Raw genomic sequence first — 14,805 nt, 5'->3', positions numbered from 1 at the left:
TGGCTCACCGGAAACGAATTCGAGGGTCAATCACCGCAAGCAGGATGTCAGATACGAGCATCCCCACGACGGAAAGACAGCAAAGAAGAAGAATGAAAGCACCTGCCAGATACATGTCCTGTGCCAGCAAAGCCTGAAGCATCAAGGGTCCAGCTGTTGGCAGGGAGAGGACAAAGGCCGTAATAACAGCCCCCGATATCAGCTGCGGAAAAGCCCATCCAATCGTTGAAACGAAGGGATTGATCGCAATCCGCACGGGATACTTCAAAATGAGGCGCCACTCAGACAAGCCTTTTGCGCGGGCGGTCGTGACATAAGGGCGATGAAGCTCATCAAGCAGGTTCGCCCGCATCACGCGTACAAGACTTGCCGTAGCACTCGTCCCCAGGATGACGACTGGAATCCAGATATGCTTGGCCAGATCAACAAGCTTGGCAAAGGACCACGGCGCATCTTGATATTGCTGGGAAAACAGGCCCGATACATCGGCACCGAAATAGGCCACCGCCACATACATCAAAACCAGCGCGAACAGGAAATTTGGCGTTGCAAGACCGATGAACCCAATGGTGGTAAAGATATAGTCACCGATGGAATACTTGCGGACGGCAGAATAAATACCGATCGGCAGAGCGACGGCCCAAGTAAACACAAGTGTTGAAAGTGCGAGCGTAACCGACAGGGCCATACGTTCCCAAATCAGTTGCCCGACCGGTTGCTGCCATTCAAATGAAATCCCGAAATCGCCCTGGACAACTCCCGTAATCCACTGGAAATACTGGACAATGAATGGTTGATCCAAGCCGTACCGCTCGCGCAGGGCATCAAGACGAGCCTGATCAACAATATCGCCGGACTGCGACAGGGTCGCTGCAAAACTGGTGATATAGTCGCCAGGAGGCGCTGAAATCAGCGCAAAAGCAATGAGCGACACAGCGAACAGTAAAGGAACCGCCCATACCATGCGACGCAAAATATAAGCAAAAAGCATTGGTTATGTATCCTAGGTGACGCATTTGGAAGGACGGTGCCGCAAAACATGCGGCACCGCAAAATGCTCTCTGGACGTTAACTTATTTGTCCCAGTACCAAGTCTGGAGCAAAGTCATTGAAGGCGTCCCGGCAGACCAAAAATTCGGCATTGCTTCAGGCACATTTTTCAAGCCGTTTTTGACGATCCCGTAGGTCGGCAAGGCCTTGGAAATCCCAATCACTTCGAATTCGTCGGCTGCGATAGCTGCGATTTCCAACATCAGTTCACGGTGCTTGTCCGCATCTGCTGTCGCACGCGACTTATCATAGATCCTCAGACGCTCTTTGATCGACTCAGGCGGTTCTGAACCCTTTTGGCCTTGGCTCTCATACCATTCTACCCAAGGAATGCCGTACCGGCTGTCATGACTGACTGGCAACAGCTGATGAGGCAACTGTCCTGGCACCCAGCTTGCTTTGGCATTCCAGATCGCCACGTCGTGTTCATTACTTTCGGACGTGCGCTGATAGAAGAAGGTCCGTTCGAGGGTATTGATCTCTGCATCGACGCCGATCTTCGCCCACTGCTGCTGAACCAACTGCAGTGTGTCGACCCACGTCGGATCAAAAGTAGGAATAACGTCGACCTTAAAGCGAAGCGGATCCCCGTTCGGGAGGAGGCGAATGCCATCTCCATTGCGTTTATCGAGCCCTAAGCCATCCAGTAGTTCATTTGCTTTCTCTGGATCGTAGTCGAGATACTGCTTGGATATCTTCTCGTAGTAATAAGGATGGTCCTCGAACGGTCCTTGTTGCCAAGGTTCACCTTCGCCCAACAAAACCGTGTCGATGATTTCCTGACGATTAATCCCAACTGAAAGCGCGATACGAAAATCTTTTTGGTTAAAGACCTTCCTTAGCTCAGGGTCTTTGGCAGTCAGATTGAGGTCGATAGCCATAATTGATCCGCCAGGAGGCGAAGCCTTGAAGAAGTGGTAGTCGCCTTTTTCTCGGTTTTCCGCGAGCAAAGGACGGTTATCGGGGGTATCGATGTGACGTAAACCAAAATCAATTCGACCGCCAATGATTGCCAAAAGCAGGCTTTCAGTGTCAGCACCAATCGGCATGACAAGCTGGTCAATATAGGGCAGCTGATTGCCCTCTGTGTCGATTTGCCAAAAATACGGATTACGTTCCATCACAACCCGGGTTGCACCACCAACATACGGCTCTTTGACAACCCAAGGATCTAAGGTCGGCCGATCTGGATTACCCCAACGGGTTGCAACTTCAAGGTCGCCACATTTTTGCAAGAACAAGTTACGCCAGTCAGAGGCGTTATTTTCCGCGATCAATGCCTCGACATTGTCATTGTACTTCGGCAAGAACTGTTTGCAGTAATGCTTGGCATAAAGCACAGGGTTCTGCCCAAGGGGCGCAGCCAGCTCGGCAAGAAACCCCCCGTAAGGCGCCGAGAACGTAAACTTCACCGTGTAATCGTCTATTTTTTCGATCTTCAGCGGCTCACCACCGGCAGTAAAGCGCGCAGGTGTAGGCGCAAAGTCTGCGTTAAGGAGCAGATCATTGACGTTAAACATTACGTCATCGGCGGTAAACGGCTTCCCATCTGACCACTTCATTCCTTTACGAAGATGGAAAATGAAGACCTTACCTTCATCATCGACTTCATAGCTCTTGGCTACGTTTGGAATAACTTTTGAGTATTGAGGGTCCCAACGAACAAGCCCCTGGGGGCCTACAATACGCAAAATGCCGTTATGGTCAGAACTGCCGCGCAGGCCGGTTCTGATTTCGCCACCATAGGTGCCAATCGCATTCAGCGGCTCGACAATTTCAGGCTCCTCACCAACACGCTCGCTTACTGGTGGCAGGTTTCCCGCTTCGACCATCTCCATAAGCGCGGGTGCCTGCGCTGTTGCCTCTTGTGCCATCGCTGACACCGTAAGAAAGGGCAAAACAGCAGCCCCGAACATAAACCGGGCAATAACAGGCCTGGCCCGCGTCGACACCAGCGACTTAAAATCTTGGATCATTTTCATCCTCCCTAATTTCCGTGCGCCCGAGTTCTTTGCATCACTTTTTCGGATTTCTTCAGCGCACCTTCAAAAAGCCTATTACAGGAATTTACACTTATCAACAAAAATAGTACATTATTTTAATGACATCATGTAAAACTCAATGTACCTATAAATCATCAGACAAAAAGGAAACCCTATAAATATCTGATAAATTTAGTATAAATAGATGATTCCTGAATCTGGAAGGAAAATAGGCCTTATAATTTTCGCACATTATTGATGGCTTTGCGCATTCCAAATGCGATGAAAACACGCGAATACTGAACAAGGAAATGATGCCGTTTTCCATACGAAATCAACGCTATAAACAGAACAACGCCATAAAACATCGGAATATCAGGACCTGAAATGCTTTCCCCAATTCACGACCCGCAACAACGCATGCCCGGAGGCGGATGACGGATGAAAAATCCCAGAAAACGCAACGAAAACGCCACTTCGGACATGACTCGCCCTCCGATTGCTCAAAGCACTAAGTCCATCGCAATGACAGGGGGCGCTGGCAGAGTTGGAAAAGCACTGCGCAAAGCGCTTAGCGGAAAAGTGGGCCCGATAAAAATCCTCGACATTGCCGACCCCAGCCCGCTGGCGGAAGATGAAACCTGGGCACAGGTCGATATTTCCAATCACACCGAGCTCAGCCAAAACCTGACCGATGTCGACGCCATCATTCATCTTGCAGGCCACCCCAATGAACGCGGGATCGACGACATTCTGCGCGTTAACGTGCTGGGCACCCATAATGTGCTTGAGGCTGCACGCCAAAACGGCATTGATCGCGTTGTTTTTGGCTCATCAAACCATGCCATCGGCTTTTACCCGCGCGAAACCAAGATCAGCGAAACCGATCCGATGCGCCCCGATAGCCTGTATGGATTGAGCAAATGCTGGGGCGAACTCGAAGCAGGGCTTTATTTCGACAAGTTTGGCATTCGCTCATTGAACATTCGTATCGGCAACGCCGGAGAACGCCCGACCGACGCCCGTTCTGCGAAAATCTGGGTCAGCGCCAGAGACCTGGCACAGCTTGTTTTGATTGGCCTGGAACATCCCGACATCACTTGCACGACGGTTTTCGGTGTTTCGGAGGTTGCCGGAAGCTGGTGGGACAACAGCACAGCATCCAAGCTTGGCTACACCCCGATCGACAGTGCACATGCCGTCGCAGGTCCTGAAACCGAAAACGAACTCCCATCGCCGCTGCCAACCATTTCCGAGCATTTTCAAGGCGGACGGTTTTGCGTCATTGATCATGACGGGACATTAAGGTGGCGTCCCTCATGACGCCGCGCAAAGGTGCGTCAAATTGCCGCTTCTCAGACCCGGTATCTGCGCGCCACACCCTCCGCAACCAAACCTTCGAGGCAGTGTTTCAGCCCTTGGCAGGCGGGCGCATGCTTTCTTTGCGCCATGCCGATCACGGCGATCTGATTGTCTCGCTGCGCGACGCATCCTTTCCACCCGCCCAATGGCCAAAAGCCGGTGCTTTCCCGCTTTTTCCATTTCACAATCGTGTGCGCAACGCAGCATTCCGGCTTGATGAACGAAAAATCCAGCTCAGCGCCAATGCGGCGAATGGCCTCGATACAATGCATGGTCCGGCGCATCAGCGCCCATGGCACGTCACCGACAAGGGGACAAGCTTCATTGCAATGGAGCTTGTCTTTGCGCCCGACCATGACTGGCCATATCATTTTACAGCCAGACAGCGCTTCGAACTTTATGAAGACCAGTTGATCGTCGCCTTGGAACTTACCAATTCTGGCAGCGTGAATATGCCCGGCGGCCTTGGCTGGCATCCATATTTTCAACCCACATATGACGGCCAAGTCTTCACCGATGCCAAAACTCAATGGCAGGAAAACCAAGAGACCAACCGGCCCGAAGCGTTTGAGCCGCCACACAGCATCGAAAGCTGCGCACTACAGTTCGGCATAACCGAACATTTCGCCAACTGGTCCAATGCAACGGCACGGATTGGTATCGGAACCACGATCGCGTTATCTGCAACTATCGGCTTGTCACATTTAACTTTGCTGCGCCAAAAAGACTACCTGTGCATCGAACCCACGTCCCACGTTGCTGGCGCATTTGCGACCCTGCCCGAACCACCGGCTGAAACCGGGCTTTGCATTCTGAGCCCCGGACAGACGATCACGGGTACCGTCACATTGCAAGTCAACCGGTAAGACACCTCAAACAAACCATAGATCGTCCATGAGATAGAGCTCCTATGAGGCCTTTCGCCACGGCGGGTCTTTGCGGTCAAAGAATGCGGCAATACCATCACGGGTTTCGTCGGTTTCCCATCGATCAGCCAACGCCCCCGCAGTTAATTCAACGGTTTCACTTAGCGGCGTCTCGCTTAACTGCCGGCAAATTTGCTTTGCAGCAGCAACCGCCCCCGGTGCGCAGCCAAGCAGGGATGATATTTCCTGTTCGACTTTCTCGTCGAGATCTTGATCCCTACACACGACCGCCGCCAAGCCTGATCGCAATGCGAATTCGGCGCCAAACAGCTTGGCATTGAAGAACACCTGTCGTGCGAAGGCTTCTCCCAGACGCCGGACAACAAACGGGCCAATGGTTGCGGGTATCAGGCCCAAGCGCGTTTCAGTCAGCGCAAGTTTGATGTTTTCCGCCATGACCACGATGTCACAAACCGATATCAAGCCAAGGCCACCACCATATGCGGCACCCTGAACCCGCCCGATTACCGGTTTTGGCAAGCTGTTCCACGCGTGCAGCATTTCAGACAATGCCTTCGCGCCTGTCATTTTGCCATCGCGGTCGAGTTCGGCTTGATCGCGCATCCAGCCAAGATCACCACCAGCGCAGAATGTTTTGCCATTAGCAACCAGTACCACGACACGAACATCTCCGTTCGCGGCAAGAGATTTTGCCACATCGTTCAATTCATCAATCATACGCGCATTCATCGCGTTGTGTTTTTCCGCGCGCGCCAGCGAAACGGTTGCCACACCGCGCAGATCAATATCGAGCCGGATCATTTCGTAATTCATTGGACAGCCTCCTGATCGTTTGTGTGCCCTGTGACAAGCGCTCGGATCTGCTGTTCCGCTACGCTTAGCTGGCGCAAATCAATCCCGGTCTGCCAGCCGCTTTTTTCAAGCGCATCGACGAGTTCACCCGTCGCAACATTACCCTTCGCACCGGGCGCATAAGGGCAACCGCCCAATCCCCCGACAGCACTGTCAAAGGTACGCAAACCCATTTCAAGACTGGCGAAGACGTTGTCGATTGCCTGATTGCCTGTGTCATGAAAATGCCCTGCCAGCTTACAGGCGGGGATAGATTGCAGCACACTATCGAGCATTTTCTGAATGGACGAAGGTGTGCCTGCACCAATCGTATCGCCCAAAGACACCTCATAGCAGCCAAGATCAATTAACTGCTGAGCGACGTCTTTGACACTTTCCGGGTTAACCGCACCGTCATAAGGACATTCAACAACGCATGAGACATAGCCACGAACGGCAATGTTTGAGGCTGACGCAGCCTGTAAAAGCGGCTTGAACCGTTCGATACTTTCAGCAACCGAACAATTAATGTTCTTATGACTGAAGCCTTCTGATGCGGCAGCAAACACAGCAACTTCCGTGACACCAGCCGCAACTGCACGCTCGAACCCCTTGATATTGGGGGCCAATGCAGCATAGGTCACAGCAGGATTTCGCGTGATACCTGCCATGACCTCGGCGGCGTCGGCAAGCTGCGGCACCCATTTTGGGGAGACGAAGCTTGTTGCTTCAATTTTCTTGAAACCCGCACCGGACAAAGCATCAATCAGGGCGATTTTCGCATCAGTCGGAATGATGCTTTTTTCATTTTGCAGCCCATCACGCGGTCCAACTTCATAAATCAGAACGTCGCTCATGCCGCGTCCTCTTTGATCGCGTCCTCGCGGAATGTCACTAGGGCAACACCACCTTCAACGGTCTCGCCAACGTGACAATTCACCGTCTCAACCACGCCATCAATTGGGGCGACAATGGCCGTTTCCATTTTCATCGCTTCCATGACGCCCAGTCGTTGACCGGCTTTAACCGCGGCGCCTGCTTCGACATCCAATGCGATCACGACCCCCGTCATTGGGGCGGTAACGAGCTTGCCCTGATCACTGTTAATGCCGCTATCGGCCAACGGATCGGGGCAGATGAAATCGACGACACGGCCCCGGAACCTGATCGACACTAGCGTTTGACCTGTAAGATCAGCACAAACCGCATCGGCGCTGACGGCCTCGTTATACTGACCTGTCCGTGCCTGGAGCGTTGTGCCCACCGTTTGAACGTCAAACAGCATCACTTCTTTTGAACCGCCAATTACCCGGACCTTGCCACCGTCCTCGAACACAATTGTGCGCTCCAAGACCTCATCCTCATGCAGCAGTCTGATCGTGCGGCGTGCTCCCCCCCAAAGCGACCAGCCCACGCGCTCGGCACCGAAATCAATTTGCAATGCCGCAAAACACGCAAACGCCACAGCAAGCTCATCAACGGGGACAACGGCAACCAGTTTCTCGATGTCTCTGTCAATCAGTCCAGTATCGAACGCACCGGACTCAAACCCTTCGTGGCGAACCAAGGCATCAAGGAAAGCTGCGTTGGTAACGGTACCGGCAACGTGCGTTCGCTTCAGGGACTTTGACAGTTTCTCAAGCGCTTCTTCGCGCGTTGTGCCATGTACGATGACCTTGGCAATCATCGGGTCATACCATGGCGAAATCTCATCCCCAGAACGCACACCGGTATCGTTGCGGGCATTGGGATCAAATTGCAGGTGATGCAGCTTGCCGGTGCTTGGCAAGAAGCCGTTTGCGGGATCTTCTGCATAAAGACGCGCTTCAAACGCATGACCTGAAATCGTGATCTGATCTTGTGTCACCGGTATGTCCTGCCCCGCCGCAACACGGAGCTGCCAGTCCACCAGGTCGAGGCCGGTAATCGCCTCGGTGACCGGATGCTCGACCTGTAGGCGGGTATTCATTTCCATGAACCAGAAACCATCTGCACGCAGGCCATCGGAACCATCGGCAATAAATTCAACGGTTCCAGCTCCTTGATATCCGATTGCTTTTGCCGCGGCGACCGCAGCCGCAGTTACAGCAGACCTGACCTCTTGGCTCATACCGGGGGCCGGCGCTTCTTCTATGACCTTTTGGTGGCGACGCTGTAAAGAACAGTCACGCTCGAACAAATGCACAACATTGCCCGCACCATCGCCAAAGACCTGCACCTCAATATGCCGAGGAGAGGTGACGTATTTTTCAATCAGAACATGACCGTCGCCGAACGAAGACTCACCTTCGCGGATGGCTGATTGCAAAGCCTCGGCAAAGTCTGCAGGCGCGTCTACTTTGCGCATCCCTTTGCCACCACCACCTGCGCGGGCCTTGATCAGGACGGGATAGCCGATTTCGTCTGCTTTACGGGCCAGAAACGCAGTGTCCTGATTCTCCCCCTGATAACCAGGCACCACCGGCACACCAGCCTCAACCATCAGATTCTTTGCTGCATCCTTTAACCCCATGGCACGAATTGCATCTGCCGAAGGCCCAATAAAGATCAAACCAGCTGCTTGGACGGCCTCAACAAAGTTCGGGTTTTCCGACAGGAAACCATATCCCGGATGGATGGCCTCGGCCCCGGTATCGAGGGCAGCCTGAATGATACGATCAGCTTTCAGGTAGCTTTCCCCCACCGGCGCAGGCCCGATACGAACGGCTTCATCCGAGAGGTTGACATGCATGGCATTTGCATCTGCTTCGGAATAGACCGCCACGGTCGCAATGCCCAGTTTGTGGGCGGTTTCAATCACCCTGCAGGCAATTTCACCACGGTTCGCGATCAGAATTTTTGAAAAAAGCGGTTTCATAATTACATCCTAAACAGGCCAAACTTCGTCTCTTCAACCGGCGCATTCAATGCAGCCCTGAGACTAAGTAACACGACATCACGGGTTTTTCTGGGATCAATGACACCGTCATCCCAAAGACGCGCAGAGGCATAAAGCGGGTGAGACTGGCGTTCAAACATCTCGACCGTCGGACGCTTGAATTCTGCTTGTTCCTCTTCGGACCAGAATCCACCGCGCGCCTCGATGCCAGCACGTTTCACATCGGCAAGCACGCCTGCCGCCTGAGCGCCCCCCATCACCGCAATACGCGCATTGGGCCACATCCAGACAAAGCGTGGCCCAAAGGCACGACCACACATCCCGTAGTTCCCCGCACCATAAGATCCACCGATTACAACGGTGACTTTCGGAACGTTTGCAGTCGAAACAGCTGTAACCAGTTTCGCACCATCTTTGGCGATCCCGCCGGCTTCGTATTTAGAACCAACCATGAAGCCGGTGATATTTTGCAAGAACAGGATCGGTGTTTTGCGCTGACAGCAAAGTTCGATGAAATGTGCACCCTTCTGGGAGCTTTCAGAGAAAAGAACCCCATTGTTGGCGATGATCCCGACTGGAAGCCCGTCAATATGGGCAAACCCGGTCACAAGCGACGTACCAAAGCGCGGCTTGAATTCGGAAAAATCAGAACCGTCAACCAAACGAGCAATGATTTCACGCACGTCATAAGGGGTTTTGGTGTCCTGAGGAACAATGCCCATAACCTCGGCAGCATCATATTTTGGCGCCCGTGGTTCGGCAATATCAACGTCGGGCCGATGTTGCGGACCAAGGTGACTGACAATTTCTCGCGCCAAGGCAAGTGCATGTTCGTCGTTATCGGCCAGATAATCGGCGACCCCCGACAATCGGGTATGCGTATCACCACCACCAAGCGTTTCTGCATCAACCACCTCACCGGTCGCGACCTTTACCAATGGCGGCCCGGCAAGAAAGATGGTGCCTTGTTCGCGAACAATAATGGTCTGATCACTCATTGAAGGCACGTACGCCCCGCCCGCAGTACATGACCCCATGACCACCGATATTTGCGCAATTCCTTTGGCGCTCATACGCGCCTGATTATAGAAAATCCGCCCGAAATGGTTTTCATCAGGGAAAACTTCGTCCTGGTTCAGCAGGTTCGCCCCACCAGAATCCACCAGATAAATGCAGGGAAGGTGGTTCTCCTCGGCGATCTTTTGCGCACGCAGATGTTTTTTGACCGTCATCGGGAAATACGTCCCGCCTTTAACCGTGGCATCGTTACACAGGATCATGCATTGCCGACCTTCAACATTGCCTATTCCTGCAATAACGCCTGCAGACGGGATTTCATCGTTATACATTCCGTGGGCGGCAAAAAGGCCGACTTCCAAAAACGGAGAACCCGGATCGATCAGGTTCGCAATTCGGTCACGCGGCAGCAGTTTTCCACGTTTTACATGACGATCGCGGGCTGCATCCGAGCCCCCCTTCATAATGCGGGCGGCTTCCGACGCAACCTCATCATACTGTTGCATCAAGGCATCCCGGTTATCGGAAAAACCGGGGGTGCTTTCAGAAAGCGTACTTTGGATAATCGTCATCTGGTTACTCCATGCATTCCGGCAAGCCTCCCCCGTTCAGATGCGATTTTGATCGCATCCGCTAAGAGGAAGGAGGGCTGGCCGCTTTGTTTCTTGGGCCTTCTCAGCGCCCCATAAGGCCAGGCAGATACAGCGTGATGTCCGGGATCATGATCAACACAATCAGAACCACGATCTCCATGATCAGGAAGGGGATCAACCCCCTGAAGATAGATCCGAGCGGAACACCAGTTTGAGCCCCCGCAACATAGGCATTCAGCCCAAGTGGCGGTGTAAGAAGCCCGATCTCAACAGTTTTGGTAACGATGATGCCGAACCAGACAGCGTCATATCCAAGCGCCATCGCAGTCGGAAAGGCCAGCGGCATCGCAAGCGATAAAATCGCGAGCTGATCCATGAACATGCCCATTACAAGCAGGATCAGCACCATCATCGCCAAGATGACTTCGCGTGGCATCTCGGTATTGCTGACAAATTCCAAGAGATTTTGCGTCACACGGGTAAAGGCAAGATAATTCGAAAAGATCGCAGAACAGGCAATGATGGCAACAATCATCACGGTTGCACGGATTGCACCGCTCAGAGATTTTCCAATCCCGGGCATGCTGATGGTACCCTGTGCCAACACAACAATCAGCGACCCCATCACACCGAGTGCCGCCGCCTCCGAAGGCGAGGCAATGCCACCATATATCGCCCCGATCACCGCCATGATCAAAAGCGCAATCGGGAAGACATTGACACTGGATCGAACCGCCTTGCCAAACTTGAACGGATCGCCCTTGGGCGCATGGTCCGTGCGATGGGCAATAATCTTGATAACTGTACACAATCCGGCCGCAGTCAAAAGACCTGGCACGATCCCCGCAATAAACAGCTTACCGATCGAGGTTTCGGTAAGGACCCCGTAAACAACAAGAACAATGCTCGGCGGCACAACAACTGCAAGCGTTCCGCCAACAGAAACCACCGCAGCCGCAAGACTGTCATGGTACTTATGGCGTTTCATCTCGGGAAATGCAGAAGCTGCCATCGCAGCAGTTGACGCGGTTGAACTTCCGACAAGAGCCGCCAGCAGAACAGAGGCGGCAACCGTCGCCATTGCCAAGCCACCTTTGAAATGCCCCACCCAGTTCTGACATGCAATGATGGCGCGGCGCGTCACATCCCCGGCAGTCAGTAGCTCTGCCATCAAGATAAATAGCGGAATGGACACAAGAATGAATGAGGCCGACGTGTCAAAAAAGGCACGTTCAAGCACAGCCATAGCTGGATTGAAGCCAAGCTGAAGCGCCAAACCGATAAAACCCGAAATCCCCATGGCGAATGCAATTGGCATCCGAAAAACCATCAGAACTGCAAGCAGGACCAAAATAAGCAAAAAAGTAAGCATGAATAAAACGCACGCTCCGTGAAGGGGGTGGCTCCCACAACGCTATGCGGGAAGCCACCCTTCAATGACAGGCTGAGAAGTCCTGGAATTAGTTGCCCGAGACCTTTTCCTGGTAAGCCTCAAGAACCATTTCGGCCTTGTCGTTATCGATCCGTTCAACCCAATCAGCGCTGACCGCTTTCATTGCGTTACGCAATTCATCCAGCTCACTTTCGGTGAACTCATAGACATTCAGCCCTTGGGCCTCCCATTCCAAAGTCAGCTGTTTGACAGAGTCATCCTGAACCTTGGCAAGGTGCGTTGCGGTTTTGCCACCTTCCTCGATCATGGCTATCTGCGCGTCGGATGACAGGTCTTCGAACTTGTCTTTGCCCATCACCATGACGAAGCTGTACCCACCGAAAGAACCGTTGGTGGAGATATGGCTGACAACCTCTTGCAAGTTGTATCCCGGCACGGAAGCCAGCGGGAACAGGATGCCATCAAGACGACCACGCTCAACAGCGGTGTACACTTCTGGACCCGGGATCGAGATCCCGACGGCACCCAATGCACGTGCCGTCATGGCCTGGGTCGAGCCTGATGTGCGCAGATCAAGTGCATTCCAGTCTTTCACGCCACCAAGGTGCTCTTTGGCAAGCACCTGATAGGGCGGCAAAACGAAACCAAAGATCGGCATGACACCTGCTTCAAGGAACTCATCGCGCAGAGGGCCTGCCTTAAGCATGCTTTGCAGAGCTTCCGTTCCCTGAACCGCAGTACCATAAAAACCAGGCAAGCCGACCACAGAGTTCAGCGGCAGCACCTCGCTGTGATACAGCGCGCCAAGCAGCGATACGTCAAGAATGCCGTTATTTACCGCATCAAGCTGGGCTGCTGATTTTGCAGCTTGCTGTGCCGGGAAGTGCTCAAAGGAGATTTCGCCACCAGTCGCCTGCTCAACGGCAAACATCCAGCGTGTCGTACCTTCAATCGAGATAATATGACTGGTGGACTGGAAATCCCCCAGCCGCAATGTCTCCGCAGAAGCCGGCCTTGCATCCGTACCGAATGCAAAAACACCAGCCATGATCGCCAATATCTTTCCGGTATTCTTCATTGTGTAATCCTCCCAGACATTATCTTTGTTTCAAGATGCTTCGGCCGTTGATTTTTGACACGTGTCATAAAGCAATCTTAACGAGAGCAAACCGCACCCCAGCGGGATTGCGGCATAGGCCCAGCCAAGGGGCCAATCAATCACCCCGTACTCGACTTCACCACGCATGAACGCCCGCAAGGCAAACGACCCTGACATGTACGTCACTGCTGCAAAGAACAGTGCCGGCATGAGCGTGCGCAATTTGTTGACGAGAGTTCCCATACCCCCCTTCAACTCAAACGTCATAAAATCGAGTGCAAGATGACCACCGCCGCGATAGACCCGCGACAGCGAAAGCGCTGCCAGCGCCGGCATCAGATACAATTCCGTCATTTCGAATTGAATCTGAACCGGGATACCTGCAACCATTCGCATAACGATATCTGCATTAATCAGCACCGCGACGATGACAAGGGCGAGGCACCCTCCCCAATGGAGGATGTCCTCAATCCGATGCAGTATCTTTCCAAAAACGCTCAACCCAGCCTCCTTGAGGTTGAAGCATGAAAAGGATTAGCGCTTGGGCAACTCGACGATCGCCGAACCAATGGCCGACAGTTCACCGTCTTGCTGTTCCGCACGCTGGCGAATTTCCACGAAGTGACGCCCACCTTCCTCATATTTGCGGACGACTTCACTATTGATCAGGATGATGTCGCCTTCTGGATTGTGCCGGCGGACCTGACATTTAGCCTGAGAGAGGAAACCGTCATCGCCCATCCAGTTCGTGACCTGGTGCTGGAGCCATGAGGTTCGTTCAGGACCATAATCGTAAGCACCCGGCGCGCCAACTTCTAGGGCAAACTCTTCCTCCCAATGCACGCGCTCCGGGCAATCCGGGATACCAAAGCGGTTTTTGATACCGGCATTCGGGTGTTTCTGCTGAAGCTGCCACGCCAATTTATTGGCACGGATGTAAAGCCCACCCCAACCCTGCGCATAGGCAACAAAGCCGGTAACCGTCATCGGGCCCTTGACCATGGTCGGCAATGCTTCGCCTTCGGCGACGTCATCCCAATAACGGGTTTCGGACCCACGGATGGTTTCTTGCTCGTAATACTTGGTGAACTCTGCGAGCTCTTCATCGGTGTAAACACGTTTCGGACGCGAACGCGCTTCAGTGTATTTCGTGCCGTTCTCGCGGGCCTGATCACGGTCAGTACGGAAACACCAACTGTCTGCTTCTGCCAGCATGTCACCGGTTTTCGCATCGTAGAAATCAACATGATAAATCTGCTGAATGGCGCGACCGGCAAAACGTGTGTTGTGCTCAACCAGATCCTTCAGATGGGCGACGGTGCGGACCTCGGTATTGCGCATGATCGGCTTGTACCAAGCCCAATCAGCACCGGACCACATCGCATGGACGCCCGGAAGACCGCCAACATAACCGGAAATAATACGGCTGGTAGCAAACAGAAAGCTCGGCAGGGCGATCACATCACCATATTTGGTGGTCTTTGCGTATTCCGGATCACACCAGAGCGGATTGTCATCACCGATACCATGGGCGTAGTGACGAATATTGTCGCGGGTTGCTTCGTAGCACCATGGCTCGACTGTTTTCTCGATTTTGACACCGATACGCTTGCTCAGGTCATCAAGACCTTCTTGCGTAATTTTCGGAAAACGTCTTTGCGAAATCTCGTTCATGTCTCATTTCCTCACTGAAAATAACCTTGGATCACCACA

At 53.0% G+C, this 14,805-nt stretch carries 12 protein-coding genes; 2 read left to right on the top strand and 10 right to left on the bottom strand.

Going from position 1 to position 14,805, the window contains the following annotated elements; translation table 11 throughout:
- Positions 1-4: 4 nt before the first annotated feature.
- Together K355_RS0106655 and K355_RS23315 are read right to left on the bottom strand one after the other, a co-directional pair.
- Positions 5-991, bottom strand: coding sequence for an ABC transporter permease (locus K355_RS0106655; protein ID WP_022731336.1), 987 nt, complete (start codon positions 989-991; stop codon positions 5-7).
- 82 nt (positions 992-1,073) lie between these two features.
- On the bottom strand, positions 1,074-3,026 hold the full coding sequence (locus K355_RS23315) for an ABC transporter substrate-binding protein (protein ID WP_081649477.1): 1,953 nt from the start codon (positions 3,024-3,026) through the stop codon (positions 1,074-1,076).
- Positions 3,027-3,473: 447 nt separating this feature from the next.
- Between K355_RS23315 and K355_RS0106640 the strand changes: the two genes are divergently transcribed.
- The gene (locus K355_RS0106640; protein ID WP_022731333.1) at positions 3,474-4,355 is read left to right on the top strand and encodes an NAD-dependent epimerase/dehydratase family protein; all 882 of its coding nucleotides are present in this window, start codon (positions 3,474-3,476) and stop codon (positions 4,353-4,355) included.
- The gene (locus K355_RS0106635; protein ID WP_022731332.1) at positions 4,352-5,260 is read left to right on the top strand and encodes an aldose epimerase family protein; all 909 of its coding nucleotides are present in this window, start codon (positions 4,352-4,354) and stop codon (positions 5,258-5,260) included. The genes K355_RS0106640 and K355_RS0106635 overlap by 4 nt, the downstream gene beginning before the upstream one ends.
- 42 nt (positions 5,261-5,302) lie before the next feature.
- Here the strand turns inward: K355_RS0106635 and K355_RS0106630 are convergent, their stop codons facing one another.
- From K355_RS0106630 to K355_RS0106595, 8 genes are all read right to left on the bottom strand, one after another.
- Entirely contained in the window at positions 5,303-6,094 is a 792-nt protein-coding gene (locus K355_RS0106630; RefSeq protein WP_022731331.1) for a crotonase/enoyl-CoA hydratase family protein, read from the bottom strand.
- The gene (locus K355_RS23310; protein WP_022731330.1) at positions 6,091-6,969 is read right to left on the bottom strand and encodes a hydroxymethylglutaryl-CoA lyase; all 879 of its coding nucleotides are present in this window, start codon (positions 6,967-6,969) and stop codon (positions 6,091-6,093) included. Before K355_RS23310 ends, K355_RS0106630 begins: the two co-directional genes overlap by 4 nt.
- The gene (locus tag K355_RS0106620) at positions 6,966-8,969 is read right to left on the bottom strand and encodes an acetyl/propionyl/methylcrotonyl-CoA carboxylase subunit alpha (RefSeq protein WP_022731329.1); all 2,004 of its coding nucleotides are present in this window, start codon (positions 8,967-8,969) and stop codon (positions 6,966-6,968) included. The genes K355_RS23310 and K355_RS0106620 overlap by 4 nt, the downstream gene beginning before the upstream one ends.
- A gap of 2 nt (positions 8,970-8,971) precedes the next feature.
- The gene (locus tag K355_RS0106615; RefSeq protein WP_022731328.1) at positions 8,972-10,579 is read right to left on the bottom strand and encodes a carboxyl transferase domain-containing protein; all 1,608 of its coding nucleotides are present in this window, start codon (positions 10,577-10,579) and stop codon (positions 8,972-8,974) included.
- A gap of 103 nt (positions 10,580-10,682) precedes the next feature.
- Positions 10,683-11,972 carry a TRAP transporter large permease gene (locus K355_RS0106610; RefSeq protein WP_022731327.1) on the bottom strand — a complete coding sequence of 430 codons (1,290 nt, stop codon included), beginning with the start codon at positions 11,970-11,972 and terminating at the stop codon, positions 10,683-10,685.
- 88 nt (positions 11,973-12,060) lie between these two features.
- On the bottom strand, positions 12,061-13,071 hold the full coding sequence (locus K355_RS0106605; RefSeq protein ID WP_022731326.1) for a TRAP transporter substrate-binding protein: 1,011 nt from the start codon (positions 13,069-13,071) through the stop codon (positions 12,061-12,063).
- 30 nt (positions 13,072-13,101) lie between these two features.
- On the bottom strand, positions 13,102-13,593 hold the full coding sequence (locus tag K355_RS0106600) for a TRAP transporter small permease (RefSeq protein WP_022731325.1): 492 nt from the start codon (positions 13,591-13,593) through the stop codon (positions 13,102-13,104).
- A 33-nt stretch (positions 13,594-13,626) separates the two neighbouring features.
- Positions 13,627-14,766 (bottom strand): FAS1-like dehydratase domain-containing protein, encoded by a 1,140-nt coding sequence (locus tag K355_RS0106595; protein WP_022731324.1) that lies wholly within the window; start codon positions 14,764-14,766, stop codon positions 13,627-13,629.
- Positions 14,767-14,805: the final 39 nt, after the last annotated feature.

The sequence above is a fragment of the Thalassospira lucentensis MCCC 1A00383 = DSM 14000 genome (assembly GCF_000421265.1).
Taxonomy (GTDB): domain Bacteria; phylum Pseudomonadota; class Alphaproteobacteria; order Rhodospirillales; family Thalassospiraceae; genus Thalassospira; species Thalassospira lucentensis.
This window is presented reverse-complemented; position numbering and strand designations above follow the sequence as displayed.